Annotated in this window: 18 protein-coding genes and 1 pseudogene; 10 read left to right on the top strand and 9 right to left on the bottom strand. The window is 68.9% G+C overall.

All coding sequences use genetic code 11. From position 1 onward, the window contains the following. Positions 1-43: 43 nt before the first annotated feature. Positions 44-259, bottom strand: a pseudogene (locus OG788_RS44235) (hypothetical protein); the annotation flags it as partial. A gap of 342 nt (positions 260-601) precedes the next feature. Between OG788_RS44235 and OG788_RS44230 the strand changes: the two are divergent. Both OG788_RS44230 and OG788_RS44225 read left to right on the top strand, forming a co-directional pair. Continuing rightward, positions 602-1,294, top strand: a complete 693-nt coding sequence (locus tag OG788_RS44230; RefSeq protein ID WP_406376524.1) for a TetR/AcrR family transcriptional regulator — start codon at positions 602-604, stop codon at positions 1,292-1,294. A 92-nt stretch (positions 1,295-1,386) separates the two neighbouring features. Beyond that, positions 1,387-2,088 carry a hypothetical protein gene (locus OG788_RS44225; RefSeq protein ID WP_406376523.1) on the top strand — a complete coding sequence of 234 codons (702 nt, stop codon included), beginning with the start codon at positions 1,387-1,389 and terminating at the stop codon, positions 2,086-2,088. 263 nt (positions 2,089-2,351) lie between these two features. On the opposite strand, the gene OG788_RS44220 is transcribed toward OG788_RS44225, so the two are convergent. The 3 genes from OG788_RS44220 to OG788_RS44210 form a co-directional block, all read right to left on the bottom strand. Then, positions 2,352-3,320, bottom strand: coding sequence for a hypothetical protein (locus OG788_RS44220; protein ID WP_406376522.1), 969 nt, complete (start codon positions 3,318-3,320; stop codon positions 2,352-2,354). A gap of 157 nt (positions 3,321-3,477) precedes the next feature. Beyond that, positions 3,478-3,876, bottom strand: coding sequence for a peptidase inhibitor family I36 protein (locus tag OG788_RS44215; RefSeq protein WP_351542367.1), 399 nt, complete (start codon positions 3,874-3,876; stop codon positions 3,478-3,480). 131 nt (positions 3,877-4,007) lie between these two features. Continuing rightward, positions 4,008-5,030, bottom strand: a complete 1,023-nt coding sequence (locus OG788_RS44210) for an ArsR/SmtB family transcription factor (protein ID WP_406376521.1) — start codon at positions 5,028-5,030, stop codon at positions 4,008-4,010. Positions 5,031-5,544: 514 nt separating this feature from the next. Between OG788_RS44210 and OG788_RS44205 the strand changes: the two genes are divergently transcribed. Together OG788_RS44205 and OG788_RS44200 are read left to right on the top strand one after the other, a co-directional pair. Next, positions 5,545-7,323, top strand: a complete 1,779-nt coding sequence (locus OG788_RS44205; RefSeq protein WP_406376520.1) for a SpoIIE family protein phosphatase — start codon at positions 5,545-5,547, stop codon at positions 7,321-7,323. Between the two features lie 46 nt (positions 7,324-7,369). Then, complete coding sequence (locus OG788_RS44200; RefSeq protein WP_406377006.1) at positions 7,370-8,296, top strand: hypothetical protein; 927 nt, start codon at positions 7,370-7,372, stop codon at positions 8,294-8,296. A 144-nt stretch (positions 8,297-8,440) separates the two neighbouring features. Here OG788_RS44200 and OG788_RS44195 read toward each other — a convergent pair whose 3' ends face one another. Then, complete coding sequence (locus tag OG788_RS44195) at positions 8,441-9,535, bottom strand: pentapeptide repeat-containing protein (RefSeq protein ID WP_406377005.1); 1,095 nt, start codon at positions 9,533-9,535, stop codon at positions 8,441-8,443. 222 nt (positions 9,536-9,757) lie between these two features. Between OG788_RS44195 and OG788_RS44190 the strand changes: the two genes are divergently transcribed. Beyond that, positions 9,758-10,597 carry an aminoglycoside N(3)-acetyltransferase gene (locus tag OG788_RS44190; protein WP_406376519.1) on the top strand — a complete coding sequence of 280 codons (840 nt, stop codon included), beginning with the start codon at positions 9,758-9,760 and terminating at the stop codon, positions 10,595-10,597. Positions 10,598-10,703: 106 nt separating this feature from the next. Beyond that, complete coding sequence (locus OG788_RS44185; protein ID WP_406376518.1) at positions 10,704-11,474, top strand: DUF817 domain-containing protein; 771 nt, start codon at positions 10,704-10,706, stop codon at positions 11,472-11,474. 517 nt (positions 11,475-11,991) lie between these two features. Here OG788_RS44185 and OG788_RS44180 read toward each other — a convergent pair. Together OG788_RS44180 and OG788_RS44175 are read right to left on the bottom strand one after the other, a co-directional pair. After that, the gene (locus OG788_RS44180) at positions 11,992-14,271 is read right to left on the bottom strand and encodes a FlgD immunoglobulin-like domain containing protein (protein ID WP_406376517.1); all 2,280 of its coding nucleotides are present in this window, start codon (positions 14,269-14,271) and stop codon (positions 11,992-11,994) included. A 366-nt stretch (positions 14,272-14,637) separates the two neighbouring features. Further along, a complete protein-coding gene (locus OG788_RS44175; protein WP_406376515.1) occupies positions 14,638-15,210 on the bottom strand; it encodes a GNAT family N-acetyltransferase in 573 nt (190 codons plus the stop codon). A gap of 384 nt (positions 15,211-15,594) precedes the next feature. On the opposite strand from OG788_RS44175, the gene OG788_RS44170 reads away from it, so the two are divergent. The 3 genes from OG788_RS44170 to OG788_RS44160 all read left to right on the top strand — a co-directional run bounded on the left by OG788_RS44170 (position 15,595) and on the right by OG788_RS44160 (position 19,917). Continuing rightward, the gene (locus OG788_RS44170; RefSeq protein ID WP_406376514.1) at positions 15,595-16,290 is read left to right on the top strand and encodes a hypothetical protein; all 696 of its coding nucleotides are present in this window, start codon (positions 15,595-15,597) and stop codon (positions 16,288-16,290) included. A gap of 293 nt (positions 16,291-16,583) precedes the next feature. Next, entirely contained in the window at positions 16,584-17,372 is a 789-nt protein-coding gene (locus OG788_RS44165) for an intradiol ring-cleavage dioxygenase (protein WP_406376513.1), read from the top strand. 283 nt (positions 17,373-17,655) lie between these two features. After that, on the top strand, positions 17,656-19,917 hold the full coding sequence (locus OG788_RS44160) for an ATP-binding protein (RefSeq protein WP_406376512.1): 2,262 nt from the start codon (positions 17,656-17,658) through the stop codon (positions 19,915-19,917). A 173-nt stretch (positions 19,918-20,090) separates the two neighbouring features. On the opposite strand, the gene OG788_RS44155 is transcribed toward OG788_RS44160, so the two are convergent. Then, entirely contained in the window at positions 20,091-21,173 is a 1,083-nt protein-coding gene (locus OG788_RS44155) for a protein kinase family protein (RefSeq protein ID WP_406376511.1), read from the bottom strand. On the opposite strand from OG788_RS44155, the gene OG788_RS44150 reads away from it, so the two are divergent. Further along, a complete protein-coding gene (locus OG788_RS44150; RefSeq protein WP_406376510.1) occupies positions 21,113-21,511 on the top strand; it encodes a DUF5959 family protein in 399 nt (132 codons plus the stop codon). The genes OG788_RS44155 and OG788_RS44150 overlap by 61 nt on opposite strands. Here OG788_RS44150 and OG788_RS44145 read toward each other — a convergent pair. Next, positions 21,429-21,932, bottom strand: coding sequence for a DUF1877 family protein (locus OG788_RS44145; protein ID WP_406376509.1), 504 nt, complete (start codon positions 21,930-21,932; stop codon positions 21,429-21,431). The genes OG788_RS44150 and OG788_RS44145 overlap by 83 nt on opposite strands. Between the last annotated feature and the right edge of the window lie 149 nt (positions 21,933-22,081).

Raw genomic sequence — 22,081 nt, 5'->3', positions numbered from 1 at the left:
GCCTTGCGCAGCAGCAGCCCGGGCGGCGTGAAGCGCTCGCCGTGCGCAGGTCGCCGCCGGCGAAGAAGGACTTCTTGGCGGAGGTGAGGACGACGCCCCTGAGGGTGTCGCGCCGGGCCTCCAGCCGGTCAACCGTGGCATCCAGGGAGTCGATGAACGCCGCGTTCATGGTGGTGGCGGACCGGTCGGGATCGTCGAGGACGAGTGTGACGACGCGGTCGGTGTCCTCTTCCCAGCGGATGGTGCGGCTCTCGGCGATGGTGGCCACGGGTCGGTCTCCAAAGGCAGCGGAAACGCCGACACCGGCGAGGAAGCATGGTGGTTCAACGTCTGCCAGGCCGGGAACTTACTGAGCGTTCGCTAAAGAAGGTACGAGCGGCGGTGAAGACGGTCAACGCCTGCGACGGACCGAGTTTTCGACGCGCTCCCTGAGAGCTGTCAGTGAACTCCCCTTCAGAGGCGCGTACTTCGAGAGCTGGACGTCGAACGAGCACGGACGGCTTCATGCGCAATTGCTGAGCGATCGATAAGCAGAAGTGCGGCGGTGACCGCCCCTCATGGACGTACGATGTCCCCGTCGCCGACCCGCCGAGGAGAGCCGTTGAGCACCGAACCGAGTCAGGCCACCGCCGCTCCCGCGCAGTGCTGGCGCTCGTACGGCCCGCTCACCCTGCACCCGATCCTGCTTCACGCCATGGAGGCCTTCAACGAACACGGCTACCACGGCACTTCGGTCCGGGACATCGCCGGCCGGGTCGGCGTCACCGTGCCCGCTCTCTACTACCACTACGAGAACAAGCAGGCACTGCTCTCCACCTTGCTGGAGACTTCCATGAAGGACGTCCTGGACCGTTGCAGGGCCGCCGCCGAGGAAGCCGGTGACGACCCGCTGCCCCGCTTCCGCGGCATGGTGGAGTCGATCGTGCTCTACATGGCCCACCGCAAGGGGCTCGCCTTCCTGGACACCGAGATCCGCAGCCTGGAGCCCGCGAACCGCGCCCGGTACGTGGCGCTGCGGGACTATCTGGAGCACATGCTTCTGGACACCGTGCACGCGGGCATCCGCCAGGGCACATTCACCACGCCGATCCCGGCCGACGCCGTCCGCGCGGTCCTCATCATGTGCCAGGGCGTCGCCAACTGGTACCGCGAGAGCGGTTCCCTGACCGCCGAGGAGGTCGCCGAGCGCCACGTCCTGCTGAGCCTCGGCACGGTCGGCTACCCCGGAGCCTTCAGCGGAGAGCCCGTCCCGGCGCCGCGGCCACGAGGGGCAGCACGAAGGCGACAGACGTAGGGCAGCTTGCCCCGGGAGGGAACCACCGCCCGGGGAGGTCTCGTGTCCTGGTACGGGTGGACCGGAAACCGGGCGAGGCTCGCGGGGGAATCATGCAGATCATCGAGGTGACCGGGTATGCCGTCCGATCCGCTGTGATCACCATGAGGCGGGCCGGGACGCCGCTGGAGTTCGTGATCTTCCCGATGCTGCATGTGGCTTCGCCGACGTTCTACTCCCAGGTCCGCCTCAGACTCAGGGAATGCGACCTCATAGTCATGGAGGGAATCCGAGGGAAGTCGGTCGGCATAAGCACCCTCACGCTTGCCTACCGGTTCGCCCCACGCCGACGGCGCAACGGCCTTCAGGAGCAGCGGAACGAGCTGCTGCTTTCCGACACCGCACAGGTCATCAACCCCGATGTGACCGCCGCCGAGGCGATCGCGGATCTGAGGACACTCTCGCGATGGACGTACCTGCTGCTCATGGTCGCTGCGCCGGTGATGGGCCTGGTGTTCGCCCTGCGCGGTCCGCGCGCGTTCCTCGATGATGACCTGGTGGTCGAGGATCTGCCGTCGACGCTGGAAGCCGAGATGATGGCCGACAATCCGGTGATTCACGCACTGACCGATCGGCGCGACAAACGGTTGCTCGACGCGCTCGGCGAGATCCACGCGGAGCACGGCGACGAGCCGATCCGGGTGGCGATCGTCTACGGAGCCGGTCACGTCCCGGCCATCACATCGGGACTGATGGACCGCTACGGGTACCGGCCACGCGAACCGGAATGGCTCACCGTCCTCGTCCAGGCATAGATCGCGGGGGAAACGGTCCTGCACAGTCGGGCGGACAACTGTGGTACGACTCCGATGCGCGTCGACCATGCCCGCTGCGGCAAGGATCCTGTGCCCGGCGACTTCCTCATGAAGGCCGGCGGGGATCCGTTCCGCTGGTTCACTCCTCGTCGATCCGCGCCCCGGCGGCCGGCGACCGCGCCGGATCGAGGGAGAATTCAGCACCCCCCCCGCGGTGACGATGCGTCACGCACGCGAACCCGGCACCTGATCGGGTGGGCCCGTCATCCGGCGAGCACGGCCGCCGCGATCTCCACCCGGGCACGGATCGCCTTTTTGATCTCGGCCAGAGCCCCACTGTTCTTCTCGATCGCCTGCTTCTGCAAGGCTGCGTCGACCGCGTACCAGACGCCGACGACGTTGTTCCGCATCTTGCAGTCCGCGTCGGCGCGGGCTGCCGCCTTCTCCTTCGCCGACGCGGTCCTTGTGCGCCAGGCACTGTCGCTGGTGGCCGCGAGCGGGTCGGTGTAGGAAAAGCCGCGGGCTTCCATGCACTGCGACCACTTGGCGAATACGGCTCTGACCAGGGGGTGCTTCCGCGAGGTCTCAAAGCTGTCGATGTTGATGTCGTTGGAGAGCTCCGCGTCGCCTCCGGCTTCCGGCCCTTCGGAGAGCAGTCGCGCCCGAGCCTCACCGAAACATCCGCCGGCAGGGATCTTCCGGCCCTGGTAGACCTGCCCGCCGGCCGCGGTGGAGCCGGGTTTGATGTGCGGGTCGTCAGTTCCCGTCAGTACGAGAGTCATCTCCGCGGACAGCGACGCGGGCTTGACGGTCTTCGGGGCGGTCCTGCTGCCGTTCGGAGCGAATCCATCGACCGCCGCCTCGTTGGGGTCGGTCACGCCGTACCGGAACTGGGTGGGGGTCCTCGGCCTGAAGACCGGGGTCGGGGCTGGAGACGTGTAGCGGAACCCGAACCGGGTCATGCACTGTTCGGTCAGCTTGGCCTGGGCCGCGGTCAGCTCGTCCGACTGCTTGTTGCTCAGGAGGTACGGGGCGATCGGCAGTGATGTGTCGGCTGCCGTGATCAGCCGCGGCACGGAGGAGACCTCCGGCATGACGACGGCCGCGCCCTTAGGCCGGGGAGGCACGGAGGACGAAGGCGAGGACGAGGAGCAGCCCCCGGCCATCAGCACGGAGACCGTCGCCAGGACGACGGCGGCTTTCGGGTGGCCGGTGGTAGGGGACGAAGTCATGAGCCGGTGTGTCCTCGATGCGGTGGGTGGGTACACAAGGACGGCCGAGCATGCGGCCGGGGCGCAGGGGATGCGCCGCCCGGTGTCTTCGGAGCGGGGCACCCCCTGCGTGAGGCTGCGGCGAACAGACCTCAGTCGGTCGGGACGTTCCGCCGGGTCAGCCGAACTTTCCCGAAGCGTTCTCGTTGCGCAGCGTGGTGTTGAAGTTCCCACCGCCGCCCGCGGCGAACCGCTGACTCGCTCCGGTGTAGTTGATGTGGTAGTACACGGTGAAGGCGTTGTTGAAGTCCCAGTTGTCCACCGAAGCGGCATTGTTCCGGACACTCAGGCCCGCGCCGTCACTGCCGTTGGCGCTGGTCGTGAACCTGTAGCTGGAGTAGTTGGGGATGCTGGGGAACTGCTTGAAGAAGGCCCCCTGGTAGTTGGGGTGGTAGTACAGGCAGGCGTAGCCGGTGGAGCAGGTCGTGTCGGCCGCTGCCGCGGGGCTGATGGTGAGGGCGGTGGCGCCGGCGGCCAGGACGGCTGCGACTGCTGCCGAGCGACGTAAGTTCTTCACGGTGTGTCGTATCCCTTCCGGTACGGATGCGGGCTGCCAGCCATACTCGCCAGCTTGTTCGGTTGAGGGACACCCCTTTCCATCGTGGTCGAAATGCGCAGGTGACCAGTGCCCCGGTCACGTTTCCGGTATCAAGTGCCCGAGGTATGAGCCGCGTCGACCAAGGCGGATCCGGTGGAGGTACGGGTGTGCAGGATGAGCTCGCCCTGATGCAGGGTGCTCAGAAGACCCGCCGCGCGCAGCGCGGACAGGTGATGACTCACCGTGGCAGCGGACACACCCACCCGGCGCGCGAGTTCCCCTGATGTGGTCGCGGTCTCGGTGGCGATCAGGATGGAGGCACGGGTGCCGCCCATGAGCCGGCCCAGAGCCCGGACGGTCACCGGCACCGCCGCCCTGTCGTACCCGGCGGGATAGACGAGGACGGGCGGCAGAGCGGGATCGGCGAGCGAGTTCGCGGGTCCCTGGCCGAAGTGCGACGGGGCCAGGAGCAGCCCTCGTCCGTTCAGGTGGAGTGTCTGATCAACGGAATACCGAACGTGCAGGACAGGAGGCGCCCACCGCATCAGCGGCCGGTAGCTGTGCAGCAATCCATCGACTCCGCCGTCGAGAAGGGCCCGGGTACGCATGGCCCGATCCGTCTCGACGCTGTTACGTATCGCATTCCAGTGAGGGACGAGGGCGATACGCTGGTAGTCCATCAAGAGTTTTTGCAAGTCTTCTCGGGCCGCGGAATCCGCTTCGTACAACCGCTCCAGCCAAGGGGATCCCCGACCTCGGTCGAGGAGGTCGAGTTGACTGCGCAGGACGATTCTCGGACATCCGGCCACGGCCTCGATGATCGATTCGATTCCTCCGTGCCGTCGGTATTCCGGAGTCAGAAAATCCGGAAAATATCCCGAGGCCGGGATCATGGGCATCAGCATGAGCCGAATGCGCTGCAGCAGATCACTGCGGGCCGCTTCGGCCTTGACCTGCCGATACCATGGTTCGTACCGGGCTACGGCCAACCGTCTGCGTAATCGGAAGACGCTCAGTACCAGTTCCCACATGGGATCCGGCGATGAGACCACCCTGGTTTTCAATAGATCATCGGTCGTAAAATGAATCCGTAGCATCCCCACCCCCACGAGCCCCCCTGCCTCGTAGGTCATTGTCTATATCAGGAATGTCTGGCTCGCAAGAAACTTTCTCGCATTTCCGCGGCCGCCAATCCCTCCGGCCCGACCCGTCGACTCCGGTCTTCGCCGGCCCGTATCTCCATCGCCACCCGACGGGTGGCTGAATTTCTACCACCGTTTCAAACGAGTGCGTCGGCCGCTTCTTGCGGCGTATCCACGCCTGGGCCGCGACACGCCCCGGACGCGCTCGGGGCCGAGAGCGGTCGCGCGCCTGAACGTGATGGCGGCCTGAGCAAGGCTGTGGCTCGAACGCGGGACAGCGAAGCCGGTTCTCCGCCACGCAGTCAGCCGCCCGGGCGTTGCGCGCGGTCCGTGGAAGCACACGTCATCCGCACGCGGCCGAGAGCCGCACGTCTCTCCTCATCGACGGGGGCACGCGCCACCTCGGCCTGTCACTGCTGATCACCACACTGCGCAGGCGGCCCGCTTGGGCCCGGCGGACCATGGGGAGGACGAGAGTACGCCGAGCCGTGACGGGAGTGCGCAGGTGGCTGGTGGAGGGGAGATCCGCAGCTCCGAGGAGTACGCCGAGGTGCGCCAGATCGAAGCTCTCAATCGTATGGAGGGCCCGGACACCGGCGGATCCCGCTCCTCGTCGGACCGTCGGCGCGCCCGCGAGACCGGCCTCCTGGTGGCAGGGCACGCGCTCGCACGGGCCGAGTCGTTGCGTGAGGCATTGGCCATCGTCCCCCGATTGGCCGACTCCTCGCTGCCTCTGCGCAGCCAGATGGTCCTTCGTTCGGACCGTGAACGTCTGCACTGTGTGGACCAGCTCGGATTTCGGGACTGCGGGGGTGACGACTTCCAGGTTCCGCTGGACTCGGACCACCCAGGCGCACATGCGGTGCGTACAGGACACCCCGTCTTCCTGCCCTCCTTGGATGAATACCGTGCCCGCTTCCCTCCCCACCGGCAGCCTTGCGAGCAAGAGGACCACCAGGCGTGGGCCTATCTGCCGCTGATCACCTACGGCCAGGTGACCGGTGTCTGGGTGGCCGCCTTCGGAGCTCCGGTGGAGATGACCGATGGCGTGCGCGCCCTCCTGACGACGGTGGCCCGTCTCCTCGGCCAGACCATCGAGCGCACATACGCCGACGAGACCGACCTGGCCCTCTCCCGTAGCCTGCGCAGCAGCATGAGCCGCACCGGTCCCGGCGTCGACGGCCTCACCGTCGCCGCCCGGTACGTTCCCACCGGCGGGGGCCTCATGGTCGGCGGCGACTGGTTCGACAGCCTCAGCCTTCCCAACGGACGCCTCGGTCTGGTCATCGGCGACGTCCAGGGCCACGATGTGCATGCCGCCGGGCTGATGTCCCAGCTGCGTACCGCGATCCACGCCTACGCGGCGGAAGGCCACGGACCCGATGCGGTCCTGGTCAGGGCCTCTCAGTTCTTGGCCGCACTGGACGGGGACCGCTTCGCCACCTGCATCTACCTGGAAGCCGACCCCGCCACCGGCACCCTGCGCATCGCTCGCGCCGGGCACCCGCATCCTGTGTTGCGGCTCCCCGACGGAACCTGCCTGCTCAAGCACCTGCGCGGTGGCTTGCCGCTGGGCCTGAGTCTTGGAGAAGACGACTACCCGGTCAACGTCCTCACCCTCCGCGAGGACGAGATCCTCATGCTGTGCACCGACGGCCTGATCGAGACCGGCGGCCACGACATGTACTCCGGCTGGCTCCGGGTGCGCAACGCTCTCGCTCCCGGCACCTCCGAAGATCTCGAAGGCCTGGCGGACCGGCTGTTGAGGGCGGTCGTAGCCCCCCAGGACCCGGAAGAACACCGCCCACTGACATCCCTCACCGAGGACGACATCGCCCTGCTCCTCCTCCGCCGCGACGTCAACGAGCCCAGCCCCGCCCTGCTTGAGCGCCATCTGTCCCTGACCCTCGAACAGGATCAGGCACATGACCTGTCCGAGGCCCGGAACGAGATCCAGGGGCTTCTCCATGACTGGGCCAGTCCTGAACAGGTCGACACGGCCGTGCTGCTCACGTCCGAGCTCCTCGGCAACGTCTTGGTCCACACGGAAGAGGCCGCCGGACTTCGGGCCGATCTCGAGGGGGTGCAAGGCCACAGACGGCTGCGCGTGGAGGTCACCGACCGCAGCGACGACGTTCCACACCGGCGCGCCCCCGGCGAGCTCTCTTCCTCAGGTCGCGGCCTGCTCCTCCTCGACCTCCTGGCCCACCAGTGGAACGTCCGTCCCGAGCCGGAGGGCAAGACGGTGTGGTTCGAGCTGGAGGAGGACCGACCCGAAACCTGACATTTCCAGGATGCGCGGTGGTCCGGCTCGGGAGAATCTGATGATCATGCGGCGAAAGGGCGAAGGAGGCGAGGTTCGGGACGGCGTGGACGCCGCTCTCGACGCGTTGTACACCACGGCTCCGCCCGACTTCGTGGCCCGTCGCGAGCAGCTGGCCGTGGCGGCCAGGACCGCGGGGCGGGCAGATGATGCCCGCCTCATCCATGCCGCTCGCCGCCCCACACTCGCGGCCTGGGCGTCGAATCTGCTGCTGCGCTCCGAACCGGAGGAAAGCCGGCGCTTCCTGGAACTGGGACAGGCGCTGCGCGCGGCCTACCAGGACCTGGACACCGACGCCGTCAAGGAGCTGTCCGAGCGGCGGCGCCAGATCGTGTCCGCGCTGTCCCGGCAGGCCGCACAGCTGGCTCGCACGGCTGGTCACCAGCTGTCGAACGCGGCCGAGCGAGAGGTCGAATCCACTCTCCAGGCCGTGCTCACCGACGAGAGCGCGGCGAGCCAGTGGGGCACCGGCCGTCTGGAGTCAGCACTCAAGCCTCCGTCCTCCCTTCCCGTCGCCCCTCCCCTGACTTCTGGCACACGGCGCAAGCCGCCCGGGTCCACCCGCGCACCAGCGTCATCGCGGACAGCGGCGAAGGACGAAAGTGCCGCTCGGCGCCGCCGGCAGCAGGAGCTGGCCCGGGCCCGGAAGGCGGCCGAAGCCGCGGCGCGGCATCTGCGCGAACTACAGGCGGCTCGAACGGACGCAGACACGTTGTTGCAGCGTGCCCGCGACCGACATGGCAAGGCCCGTGAGCGGTTCTCCATCGCCGAGGAGGAACTGAAGGAGGCGCGGGAGCGACTTCAGCGGACCGAAGAGGACCGGCAGGACGCGGAGACGCGCGATGCCGCTGCCGCGGATGCCGTTGCCGCGGCCGAACTGGCAGTGCACGAAGCCGACCAGGAAGTTCATCGCCTGGGATCGTCCAACGCATAGTGGGCGGCGATGGGCCTGAGCAACCGACTGTCCCGAAGTCTCCCTCAGGTCGTGGGCCGGCAGCTCACCCTCAACTGAGGGGGATGGTCGCGACCGGCGTGATCATCGTCCCGCACCTCGGGGCCTGTCACAGGAGTTGCTCGGTCACGGCATGGAGCTCAGTGGGGGGTGCTGCGCCGTCATCCCCGGCGGCTGGAGCAACGGCGGGGGCTCAGGGCCGGGGTCATCGGTGACGACGACACCGGCGGCCGTATGGTCGAAGTCGGACGGCCAGCGGGTGTGACCGCTGGCCCGGGCTCCGGTCAGGCGCGCCTGCCGAAGGTCGGCCGTGCTCAAGTCGGTGCCCCGCAGATCTGCCAGGCGCAGGTCGGCCCGGCGGAAGATCGCACCGCGCCCGTCGGCCTTGCGCAGGTTCGCCTCGCGCAGGTCGGCCTCGGTGAAGTCGGCGTCCCGCAGGTCCGTTTCGACCAGCCGCGCGCCGCGCACGTCGGCCAGCGCACAACGGCTCTGGCGCAGGATCGCGGTCTTGAGGTCGGCGTGCCTCAGGTTGACCGAGACCAGGGACGCCTGGGTCAGATTGGCGCGGTACAGGCCCGCCGCTTCCATGCAGGAGCGGTCGAGATTGACCTCGGGCAGCCACAGCCCGTCGCAGTCGGCCCGGCGCAGGTCGGTGGCGCTGAGGTTGACCCAGGTCTGCTCCCGGGTCTGGCACAGCACACCGAGGCCGGTCAACGCCACCTGTGAGTCGGCCGCACGGGCCTCCAGCGGCGCGATGTCGTTGATGGGCATGTCCGCCGTCGGCGCTTCGGGACCGGTGGGCGGCCAGGGCAGGTGCGTGCGCAGATAGGCGGCCTGGATGGAGATGACGGCTTCGCGGTCACGGGCGGACTGCTCCGCGACCCGCCACAGCGCGTGGAGTCCGCCGACGCGCACGTCCAGCTTGTCGCTGCCGAGCTGATCGACCGCCCGGCTGAACCGGTCGGTGACATAGCCCTCCTGGGTGGCGCGCAATCCGTCCTGACTGACCCGAAGCTGCCGCCACGTGGCATACGCGCCGAAGAGCACGACCAGCCCGCCGATCACCTGCAGCAGGGTCGTCCGGACATCGTTCACGGCCTTCAGCCGTTCCTGCGGCGCGACAGAGGCTCCGGCGAGATCGTGGTCGACCACCACCCCCGGCAGAACGACGAACACGGTTCCCAGAACGGCCAGGCCCACCACCCCGGCCGGCAGCGCCATGACCGCACGACCGACCGGCCCCTCGCGCCACCGCTGCCGGTTGTGGACCCGTTCCCCCATGGCAGACGAGCCTAGGTGCCGCTGCGGAGGTGATCAAGATGCGGCTCACACACGTGTGAGAGCACGCGGTAACCCGGGCCTTCAGGCCCGGGAGGATGTCAGGATGAGCCGTCACCGACCACACTCCCCCACCTTGCCGCGGGGCGGCGGGAAGGGAGAGCCGTGAGCGCTGTCCCCGCCACGGAAGGGCTCACCGAGTCCGAGATCACTCACCGGCTCGCCGAACTCGGTGTCGAAGAAGGCGACATCCTGCTGGTCCACGCATCGCTGAGCTCCTTCGGAAGGGTCGCGGGTGGCGCCGCCGCCGTACTGAGGGCACTCGGTCGCGTTCTGGGCACACGGGGAACCCTGGTCGTTCCCACGTTCACTGCGGACAATTCGGACACCTCCTCGGTCTACCGGAAACGGGTTCGCGGTCTGAGCGACCGAGAGCGCACTGCGCTTCGGAACGCCATGCCGCCCTTCGACCCCGAGACGACCCCCTCTACGGGCATGGGGGTTCTGGCCGAGACGGTTCGACGCCACGCGCGCTCCGTGCGCAGCGGCCATCCACAGACATCCTTTGCCGCATTGGGCCCTCGAGCCGCGAGGATCACCGACAACCATCATCCGGACTGCCACCTCGGCGAGCACTCGCCTCTTGCCCGGCTGTACGAGCTGAGAGCGCGCGTACTCCTGCTGGGCGTCGGTTTCGACAGGTGTACCGCGTTCCACCTCGGTGAGTACCGCGTCCCCGATCCGCCGCGCCGCACCTACCGGTGTGTGGTCCGAAGGAACGGACTTCGGCAGTGGTGGTCCTACGAAGACGTCGCTCTGGACGACAGCGACTTCGACAGACTCGGAGCGGACCTTGAACGGGCAGCGGCGGGTGAGCGTGTACGAAGCAGCCTGATCGGGGCGGCTCACTGCAGGCTGCTGAGCCTTGTGGACTCCGTTGACCACGCCCGGCATTGGCTCCCCTCCCATCGTGTGGCCGCCGAACAGCGCCCAGCGGACTCATGAGCGCGGACGCGGACGCCGAGCCCTGTTGTCGGCAGGGCTCCTGAACGATCGGTGAAGCCTGTGCCAGGGGAGGAACCACCGCCTCCACCAGCACGTCTCTCCCCTCATGACCGTGATCGTCGCCCCGGTCCAGCAACTGCTGGTCTTCGCCCGCCTCCAGACGCGCTCCTGCGCGTTCGCTGTCGCGCTGCTCTCGGGCATGGCCCTCTCGACCCTGGCCCCGAGGTTGCCTGTGGCCAGGTACGACCTGCTGCTTGTCTACGGGCTGCTGCTCACGCTGGTCTTCCGCCTGCGCGGCTGGGAGACAGGGCGCGATGTCGCGGTGATCGCCGTATGCCACGCGATCGGACTGGCCTTCGAGCTGGTGAAGGTTGCTCACGGTTCCTGGAGCTATCCGGAGCCCGCGGCGCTCAAGATCGCGGGCGTGCCCTTGTACGGAGGGTTCCTCTATGCCGCCGTCGGCAGCTACGTCTGCCGCGCGTGGCGGCTGATGGAGCTGGAGCTCGTCCGCTACCGCCCTTGGGCCACCGCGACCGTGGCCGCCGCCATCTACGCGAACTTCTTCACCCACCACTGGCTGCCCGATGTGCGCTGGCCGCTCGCCGCACTGCTCGCCGTGGTCACCGCCGGTACGTCGGTGCGGTTCAGCGTGGGCAAGGCCCGCTACAGCATGCCGCTGCTGTTCTCGTTCACGCTGATCGGATTCTTCCTGTGGCTGGCCGAGAACATCGCCACCTACCTCGGCGCATGGCGCTACCCGTACCAGCTCCAGGAATGGCAGCCGGTCTCCTTCGACAAGATCGGTGCCTGGTCCCTCCTGATCAGCGTCACCTTCGTGCTCGTCGCGGCGACCAGACGGCGAGCGGATCCCACCTGAGCGTCGGGGGGCGACAGCATCCGCATCGCCTCCCCTCGAGCGCTTGGGCGGCGCGTCCGCGCTCCGCGATCCGACCGCACGGCCGGCTCCGCGGGGGCCGCCAGTTCCTCGGCGCCGATCGTCCGTGCCCCCACGCTGCTCCAGTCCGCGCGAGCGACGACGACCGTGTGCCCCTGCTCGTGCGCGTCCGGGTTCTCCCAGTCGTCACGGGGCGCCAGGGCGAGCCGCAGTTCCGTCTCGCTGCGCCACGCGACATCGAGGGCGGCACCCACATGGCCTTCCGCGACCCGACCAACGTGATCGGGCTGCCCAGGAGGCCGTGCCGTTCTTCGGGGCAGGACCTGCCGGAGGCCGGTGCCCAGCCCCGTGCGGCGCTTCGGCGTCGCCAACGCGTGCAGTTCGCTCGATAGCTCTCCCCACCAGGACGTGTTTTCGTACCTGTTGCAGGGGGCGGGGTCACCGGCCCCTCCCCCGAGTCGGACCGGAGAAGGGGCCGGCTTTCACACGGCTGCCGCCGTCAGTCGGTGACCCGCACGACGCCCGAGGCCATGGCCTCCGCGCCTGTCCCGTCCGCCGGGGTCGAGGTGAGCTGCCAGGTGTACGCGCCGGTCGGCACCGGGGTTCCCGAATCGGACGTGCCGTCCCAGGAGACCCGGAGCGCGCTGAGCGTCTTGCCTCCCGTCCAGGTGCGTACCACCTCGCCGGTCGCCCGGTGGATGAGGGTGACCCGCCAGGATGCCGCGGGCTTGGAGAGCCACCAGGCAGCGGCCCACTCACCGGTGCCGTCCTGCGCGAGCGTGCGAGGTGCGGCGGTGCGGGCGACGCGCAGCGGGGAGACCTCGTGCTGCGGAGCGGTGACGTGGACGGTGTCGTCGGCGCCGACCCAGGCGAGCTTGCCGGCGCCGGCGTCGAGGGTCCAGGTGGTGCCGCGCCCGTCGCCGTTCACGGGCTGCTTCAGGCCGGTGACGGTACCCAGGTCGGCCGTTCCGCCGTCCGCGTGCAGTGCCGTGAGGCGCAGATCGCCGGACGCGTCGCGGTGGGCCAGGAAGCGGTCGCCGAGAAGGGCGCCGGACACCGGTGCGGGGTACGTGCGTCCGGTCGCCAGGTCGCGTACGCCCGCCGCGTCCTGGGAGGCGCAGCTCCAGTACAGCAGGGTGCCGCTGCGCTGGAGTTCGTCCGGGACGCAGGCGGTGCCGAGCTCGATGGTCTCGGTCAGGACGCCGGTGCGCGCGTTGAGGACCTTCACCGTGCCGGGGGTGTTCCGCGCCGCCTTGAGCAGCCACTTCTGTTCGAGTGCGGCGGCCTGCGCCGGCTGCCGGCGGACGATGCGGTCGCGGGCGGTGTCCACGACGTATTGCCGTCCGGCGGCCTCGTACAGCACGAACTCCGGTGCCGTGTCGAGGATCCGGCCGTCCGTACCCGGCAGCGGGAGGCTGTCCGCCGGGTGGTCCGGGTCGTCGCCGGTCAGCAGTGTGTCGGTTCCGGTGTCAGGGTCGGTGACCAGCCGTGCCAGCCCTTCGTCGGTGCCGTCGGAGAAGCGGCCCGCCTCCAGGCCGGGGAAGTCGGCGAGCTCCGCGCCCTTCTCCGGATCGAGCCCGATACCGATGTCCGAGCCGTGCAACGTCTTCGTGCCGGTGAGGGAGTTGGCGTACCGCAACCGCCCCCGGTCGAGGCTCAGCGCCCGGATCTCGCCGTCCGCGGTCTTGACCCGTGGCACCTCCCGCAGGGGCAGGTCGGCGACGAGCCCCAGACCGTCCACGCTGAACAGGTGTACGGCGCGCTTGCCGTCGGTGTCCTTGCCGAGGACGACCAGCGAGCCCGAGCCCTCGGCGCGCAGGTATGCCTGTTCGACGTCGCGGAGCAGGGTTCTTTCCGTCTCCGCGCCTGCGAAGGGGGTGAGGCGCAGGGGGCCGTCGGCGCCCTCGTGCCAGAGCACGTTGTCGCCCACCACGAAGGACGTGACCTCACTGTCGGGGGTCTGAGTGGTGAGTGGCACGATCCGCGGGGCGGCAGTACCGCCGCGCGGCATGATCCGCACGCCCGGCTCTCCGCTCCGGCTGAACCAGCTGACGGTGTTCTGTGTGATTCGGAAGCTGCTCGCCTCACCGGTCACCGGGAGCGGGGCGACCTTGCCGTTGTACGCGGTGAGGACGCCGTAGCCCTGCGTGCCGTCGGCGGTCGTGTAGCCGATCACGAGCTGGTTCGAGTAGGCGCCGAGCAGCACGGGCTCGGCGCCGGTGGTGGCGCCGGCGGGGAGCTGCACCACCGGGTCGGACGCCGGGGCTCCACCGCGGGCCACGCGCAGTTGGTGAGTGCCGTCGCCCTGGTCCACGGTGGCCAGCACCCAGCCGTTGGCGACCCGCGGGTTGAGGTACCCGGCGGGCACGCTGATCGTGCTGGTGAACCCGGGGTCCTCCATGCCGACGCGCACGACGTCCGTGCCGCCGTCCTCGCGCGGCTTGGTGTAGGTGACGCGGTTGAACTCGTCGTGGGTCCGGACGATCGCGTCCTGCGGTACGCCGTCGAGTTCCGGCACGGACTTCGTGGTTCGGTTGTACGTCGTGGTCCAGAGGTAGCCGCTGCCCTCGCGGTGCAGCACACCCTGGCTGCCGGTGGCCAGCACGGTCTCGGCCCCGTCGCCGTATGCGTCGGGCGCGGGTATCTGGATCTCGGCGGCGTCGGCCGCGTGTGCCGTGGTCGGCAGTAAGGTGGCCGACCCCAAGGCGAGGACGACGGCGACGGCAGCGGCGGTGGCGCCACGCCGGGTGCGGCTGGTTGTACGCAGGTGATGGGACACCTGACCCCCCACTTGTTAACCGGTGACAATCGAGTATTTCGCTGTGAACTCGGTTAACAGTACCTGGATGGGCGGGAGTTGTATTCGAAATGTGCACCGCTCGCGTCACAGGAGTGTCGCAGGGAACACGGCTGACATGGAGGGCGCCGCGCCAGGCCCTCCGCGAGGCTCGGCGCAATGACGTGCCCGCGCCCGCATCGCGAGCCCCAGCCCTCTGCACTCAGCCTGCACACGGTCAACTGCCTTACGCGCAAGGACGACTGGCAATTCGGGCGGGCCGCTTGCGTTCGAGCAGGCGCTGAACGCCGCCCTCACCCGTCAAGGCTTCCTCACTCAACCCGGACGTGGTCTCTAGCGGAAACGGACTTAACGTCGCACTTCGCGGGATTGGGACGGCCGCCACTCTCGCCTGATCAACCCGAACACCCACGAGTCGGATACCTCGCCGTTCACCACGCAGTCTTCCCGCAACGTCCCTTCACGCACGAACCCGATCTTCTCCAGAACCCGGGCAGATGCCACGTTGCGCGTATCGGCCTCGGCCTGAACTCGATTCAGGTCCAGTGTGTCGAATGCCCACTGCAGCAAGGCGTGTGCGGCCTCCGTCGCATAGCCGCGGCCCCACATCGCCTCGTCGAGGACATAGCCCAACGACGCGCTGCGGTAGTCCGGGTTCCATCCGGTCAGACCGCACCAGCCGACGAAGGCCCCATCAGAAGCACGGTCGATGGCCACCCGCGCCCCGGTGCCTTCGTCCGCCATCTTCCGGCACATCGCGATGAAGCGCTCGGCGCGGGCCCGTTCGTTCCACGGCGGGGAGTCCCAATAGCGCATCACGTAGGTGCTGCTGTGCAGCGTGAAGAGGGGGTCCGCGTCGGCGTCGGTGAAGGCGCGAAGTCGCAGGCGAGCGGTGTGCAGCGTGGGGGTGGCCAAAGTCATGCGGACCATCTTGTGTGCTCGCGGGGCGGGCAGAAAACCGAATATCCGATCCCGGTCCGGCCCTCACGACCAAGGCACCGCCTACCAGCAGATCATGCATGCGACCCAGACATGAACGTCACCCGCAGCCACCGCTGACGCCAAGGCTTCCTCACCCACCCGGACCAGGCCACTAATGGACACGGACTTAAGGACCCCTCAGTTCTCCGGCGACGCTCGGTTCGACAGAGCGCGGTTCTCCGGCGACGCCATGTTCGGCGAGGCACAGTTCTCCATCAACGCAGCAGGCGCAGTCAAGCCGCACCTGTGGACCGACCAGTGCTGTGACCGAAAGGTTCGCCGGGTCGCGGCGCTGGGTGTGGCCTGGGTCCGTAGCCTGGCCCGATGCCCGATGACATCCTCGCCCCGTGGCCCCTTGCACCCACCTCCGAGACCGACTGGCTCGCGGCGCTCGCCCAGGACGACGGCCTCACCGGCTACCTGGCACCCGGGTTGCCCGACGCGGCCTGGGTGCTCGGCGGCATGTATGAGCGCGGGGAGACCGCGGGGGCCTCCGTCAACGACAGCCAGAGCCGGGACGAGCACCCCGGCCCGGGTTGGGAGCGGCTGCGCTGGACAGAGCTGGCCGCCCGCATCGGCGATCCGGTCGTCCCGCAGGGCGTGTACCCCTGTCTCCGCTGCTTCCCCTCCGCGAAAGGGGCGGGCATTCCCCCCGGCTCCATCGAATGGCCCGCCGAGGGCAGTCTCGACAGGCCGACATGGGACCAGCTGATCCGGCTCCTCACCGCGCACAGCCCTCAGGGAACGGACACCGCCTGCCTGGTGTACTACAACCCGATCATCACGCGGGACTTCGAGAAGGGGCACGTCCGCACCGGCCGCCTGGGCGACGCCCAGGCCCTCTTTGACAACCCGGACATCCTGTACACCCCGTCCAACCTGTGGGCTGCAGACCGCTCCTGGGTCGTCTGTACCGACTACGACCTGTGGGGCACCAAGGTCTGCGGTCACCGCCCGCTTGTCGAAGCGCTGCTCGGGGACCTCGACATCGAAGCCATTCGCCTGCCCTGGACCAGCTAGTGACGTGTGTGAGGTACAGCAACGGCGTCGACTGGAGGCGAGAGCGAACGCCGGCCGACCGTATCCCCGATACGCGCCGGCCGGCTGGGACGCGGGCCCAGTCGAACGCCGTGCCCGTAACCCTCGCCAGGTCGAAGCGCCGCGCCGACGATGTCGTCCGTGCCGAGAGCAATAGGGCCTGGCTCCGCGGCCGGACCGGGCTGGACCTGGCGACGCGTTGGGTTCCGTAACGCACCCGAGTCATCGGTTGTCCGACCGATCCGCTATGCCGCTGCACGGGCCATCGTGGCGGCATGACTGAAACCCCCCACCACGAACCTGCGGAGCAGACCGACGCCACCCGCAGATCCATCCTCGCCACCCTGGGCGGAGCGGCCCTCGGTGTGGCCGCTCTCGGAATCCCGGCTTCGCGAGCCGCAGCGGCAGCCGCAGACCCAGGCGACACGCCCCAGGCCGCCACCGGACTGGCCGCTGCCTGTGTCCTGACGCCCGAGCAGACCGAAGGCCCCTACTATCTGGACCTCGAGACGGTCCGCAAGAACATCACCGAGGGCAAGGCGGGCGTCCCACTCACGCTCCGCGTGACCGTCGTCGACACCGCGACCTGCTTCCCCTTGCCCAACACGGCGGTCGACATCTGGCAGTGCGACGCCCTCGGCGTCTACTCCGGCTACGTCGCGGGCGGCTCGACACCGGACACGACCTTCCTGCGAGGCGTGCAGCTGACCGACTCCGCCGGCGTCGCGGAGTTCACTACCGTCTATCCCGGCTGGTACGTCGGCCGCGCAATCCACATCCACCTCAAGACCCATGCCGGCGGCACGGTGTCCAACGGGACGTACCACGGAGGCCACGTCTCCCACACGGGCCAGCTCTATTTCCCCGAGACGTACAACACCAAGATCGCCGCGTTGACCCCCTACCGGAACAACACGGCGACCCGCACCCTCAACGCGAGGGACGGCATATATCGCAACGGGGGGTCCTCGACCCTGCTGAACATCACCCAGGTCGGCAGCGACCTCGGCAAGGGAGTAGTCGGCACCGTCATCCTCGGTGTCAATCCCGCCGCAACGCCCTGACGCCCCCTCTCGGGCGGCCGAGCCGATGAGACCGGAAGGTTTCGCCCAGGAAGCCCGCGGCCAGGAATCGGGGATGACCCGGCACAGGACATGCGAGTTGTGCGGAGCGGCGCTGACCGCCGGATCACGCGGCGGTCGGCCAGCCCGGTATTGCTCCAATGCGTGCCGACAACGCGCGTTCAGGCAACGCTCGACACAACGCTCCAGAGGGGAACCACCAACCTCACCGGATGCCTCCCTTTCGGATTCGGGTCGCGGGCTGCCGCGAGCGCTCGACTCCTTCGTGGGGCGACGAGAGGAACTCGCCGCCCTGCGCGCCCTGCTGAGGACATCGCGCTTGCTCACGCTGACCGGATCCGGAGGCGTCGGCAAGACGCGGCTGGCGCTGGAGTTCGCCAAAGGGCTGCCCGAGCGCTACGCGCGGGTTGACCTGATCGAACTCGACTCGCTGCACGACGACGCTCCGCTCGCACAGTCCGTGGCCGCCGCGCTGGGCGTGGGCGAGCGAGCGGGGCGTTCCGGCACCGACGCTCTCGTCCGCGCGATCGGCAACACCTCCCGGCTTGTCGTCCTGGACAACTGCGAGCATCTGGCGCAGCCGTGCGCTCAGCTGGCCGCGACGCTGCTGAGCCACTGCCCGCGGTTGCGGATCCTGGCCACCAGCCGGGAAGCGCTGCGGGTCCCCGGCGAGACCGTGTTCCGGGTCGGCGAGCTGTCGCTGCCACCGAGCAGCGCCGGTGACGACCCTGTCGCCCTCCTGCGCTCGGACGCCGTTCGCTTGTTCGTCGAACGCGCCGCCAACCGTGCGCCCGGCTTCACCCTCCGGCGTGGCAACGCTGCGACTGTTGCGGAGATATGCCGCCGGTTGGACGGTCTGACGCTCGGCATCGAACTCGCGGCGCGCCGCGTCGGCACACTCCCCCTGGGCGACATCCTCGCCGGGCTGGACGACCGGCTGTTCCAGCTGTCGCTTCTGGCCGACGGAAGCCGGACAGGTCCCTGTCGTCACCATGGACTGACCGCCGCGATCGACTGGAGCCATCGGCTCCTCGATCCGACGGAACAGGCGGTTTTCCGGCGCCTCGCGGTGCTCGTCGGAGGATTCGACACGGCCGCGGCCGAGGCGGTCTGCGCCGGCGCCGGCGTCGCCCCGCGCCACATTCTCGGCGTCTTGTGCGGCCTTGAGGCCAAGTCGCTGATCGCACGGCTGCCGGGCGACGCACACCCCGCGCGCTTCCGGCAGTTGAACGTCGTTCGCGCCTGCGCCATGGAGCGTCTGATCGCGTCGGGCGAGCTGGATGCCGTACGGCGGCGGTCCCTCGACTGGCTGAACGGCCTCGCGGAACATACCGGTGGCGAGGTGTTCGCCGACCAGGCCCGTGGGCCGCTCACCGGAGAACGGGACAATCTCGCAGCGGCCCTGGCCGGCGCCGGCGGCAGCGATGCCCTCTCGAGCGACCGGCTGACCCTGGAACTGGCCCGCGTGTACTACCAGCGTGAACAGCCTTCGGCCGCCCGCTCGCTACTGGACGACCTTCTGCAGCGGCCTGCCACGCCTGGCCTCGGGGGCGCGGCAGCGGCACTCGCCACCCGTGTCGCCTGCCAGCAGACCGACCTGGCCGCAGCGCTACGCCTTGGTGAGCAGGCGGTACGCCAGGAACGCACGCGTGACCACCCCGCCGGTCTCGCCAACGCCCTGGACGCGCGGGCGGCAGCGCTGCTGTGCCGTGGTGACTTCGCCGCCGCCGTCGCGGACCTGCGTGATTGCCTGCGTGTCGTCTCCGCGCTCGGCCGCCGGGAGGACACCGCGTGGTGCACCCAACACCTGGCTTGGGCCCTGCTCCAGGCAGGCGAGGAGGCCGAGGCCGACGTGCTCATGGATGGCTGTCTTCCGGTGCTCAGGGCGCAGGCGCACTGGAGCCGGGCCGCCGCCGCCCTGCACACCGCCGGCGCCGTACGGCTGTCCCTGGGCCGTCTGGACAACGCCGAGGAACTGTTCGGCGAGGTGCTCCGGATCGTCCCCGAAGCAAGCTTCCACGCGCTGTACCCGGTCGAGGGCCTGGCCCTCGTGGCCGCCGAGAGCGGTGACTTGCGGCGAGCCCTGCGGTTGTACGAGGCGAGCGCGCAGGCACGCCGTCGGCTGGACACCGAGCCGGAAGGCCCGTGGCGCCGACGGGTGGAACTGACCGCGGCTCGTGCACGGGCAGCGCTGTCGGCCGCTGCGCAGGACGCTGCTGTCAGCGGTGGCCGGCGACTACGGGGAGACCGGCTCGTCGCATACGCCCTGCGGAGAGGGAGCGGCCACCCTCGCTCGGCGTCTGACGCCACCGCGGTCGTCGTGGACCAGTTCCCGCTCACAGGACGGGAGTTCACGGTCGCCGAGCTCGTCGCCGAGGGGCTGACCAACCGCCAGATCGGTACAAAGTTAGGTCTTTCGGAACGTACTGTCGCCACCCACCTGGACAAGGTCCGCGACAAACTGGGCCTGCGCTCACGCACCCGGATCGCTCTGTGGGCGGCCGCACGAACCAGGGACGATTCCTGACGACGCCAGGCCCCGTGAGCATCCTCGACGGCTCGTCCAACGGCCGCAACTCCAGGGCCTGTCGGCCCAGACGCCGCTCATTGCTCGCCGGCCTCACCCGAAGCGCTGGGTCCGGCAGGCCCATGGTGGACCAGCTCCGGCGCCACACGCCGCTCGCCAGCGGGAGAGCGCAATCACTCTCGTGACTCTGAGGCGCCGGCCAGGGCTCGCTCGACCTCAGCCGCGGGGAACGGAGTGAACTTGCTCCGCGTCAACAACCGATGGTGGAAGTCGTCCAGGACCGTGGCGTGCGGGGCGTGCCGGTCCAGAATCGCGCCGATGTCGGACGGTACATCGACGGGTCGGTGACCCTCGAGCCATTCCCGCAGGAAGCTTCCGTGGTCGGAGCCACCCCGCATGCCGTCGGGGAGATGGTGGCGCAGCAAGTGGTTGGGTGCGTACGAACGGTCGTACACGAGGTGCTCGGTGAGGAACACGCGCTCCTCCGCCGACAGTTCGAAGTCGCGGCTCGACGCGAGCCCGAAGTCCGCGAAGTACACCTGCCGCCCGTCCGTCAGCAGGTTGGCGAAGTGTGCGTCGAAGTGGACCAGTCCGCGCGCGCTCATGAACTCCGTCCCCCGCAGCAGCTGATCCTCGACCCAGAGGTAGGGCGACTCGCCAACCTGTTCAGGCCGGACGGCGGCGCGCGTGTCGCCGAGCCAGGCGGCGAGCGTCTGGGGCACATGCTCCAGGAAGAGCACGAGACTGAAGGCGGACTTTCCGATGGTCTCCAGCCGACGGCGCACGGCCGCTGAGCCCTCCCAATGCGCGACGGCACCTTCAACGCCACCGAGCCCGTCGGCGAAGCCGACAGGGGCGCTGTCCGGGAGGATCCGCCAGTGGTACAGCAGCGGGAAACCGGCGTACTCGTTCCTCAGCACCCAGCCCGTGGTCATCGCGTGGGCGGCCAGCTCGCGCCAGGCACCGAATCCCGCCGAGCCCGCTCCGTACTGGTAGAAGAGAGGCAGATCGAACAGGTTGCGGGTCGACCGCACGTGCTCCGGCCGCAGCTCGATGTCCGTCAGCGGTACCCGCTTGACGAAGACCCGTATCCCCTCGATCTCCATCTCCGCCGACCTACCGCCGATCCCGGAGCCGAGATTCGGCGCCGAGGCCACCGCGTCCTCGAGCCGACGATCGCTCAGCAGAGAAAGCCGTGCTCCCACGGCCGCGTACGCGGACACGCGCGCGGCATACCCTGACTCGGTCTCATCCACCGGCGGCTCCAACCCGACAACAACACGGCCCGGTTGATCATGCCAGAGGCCTTCCAAAGCCTCTCCCCTGTGGCTGCTCTGCCGAAGTGTGCCCGCTGCTTGCGGACTTGGACGACTGGACAACTGCCCTCGACCTCCGGGCCGCAGGCCAATGGGTCCGGTGGATGGACGACGGACGCCGACCGGCGATCCAGATGACGCCGCAGGGGACCGTGCAACTCGTGATCTGTTGGCACGACACTTCACCGACGACAGTCAGTCAACCCAGACGACCACTGCCATACCCCGCTGTCCGGCGAATTCATAGAAGCTCTGCAACAGGGCGAAGTGTTCCGTGAGATACGCCCGCGGGTCTCCGGAGAACGCGGAGAATCCTCCGACCTCCCGATATGCCGGGAGTCTCTCCAGCAGATGACCGATGTCCATGGCTGCGAGTGCATGAGCCACCTCGGTCACCGCCGCAGGAGTCAGCAGAGCCGGAGGACCATCGAAGCCGTCGTACACCCCAGGATGGTCGAGGAAGGCGATCGGGTCGCTGTCATCCCCTCTGATGCTCCGCTCAAGAACGGCGATCTGCCACGCATCGGGTTGCATGCGCCGATAGAAACCGAGGAGTTGCCAGATCGCCCAGTCAAGATCCAGGGTGTCCTCGTCGGGTGGATCCCAGTCAGGATCGCCGTCGGACGCGGACGCGGCAACTCCACAACACCGGTCGAGGTATTGCAGGGATACTCGTGCAAGTTGCTGGGTCAACGCCATGCACCGGAGTATCACCGGCGACGGTCCGGCAAGGGCAGCGGTTTTCCCTGCACGACCGAAGCCGGCTGCCCACGGGCGGCTCCGTGGCAGGTGAGACGGGTACCCGTGCCCGCACAGCGCGGCGAAGCGGGAACCGACCCGAAGCGACC

This window comes from Streptomyces sp. NBC_00647, from assembly GCF_045207245.1.
Taxonomy (GTDB): domain Bacteria; phylum Actinomycetota; class Actinomycetes; order Streptomycetales; family Streptomycetaceae; genus Streptomyces.
Note: the sequence above shows the minus strand (reverse complement) of the source record. Positions and strands in the feature narration are given on the sequence as shown.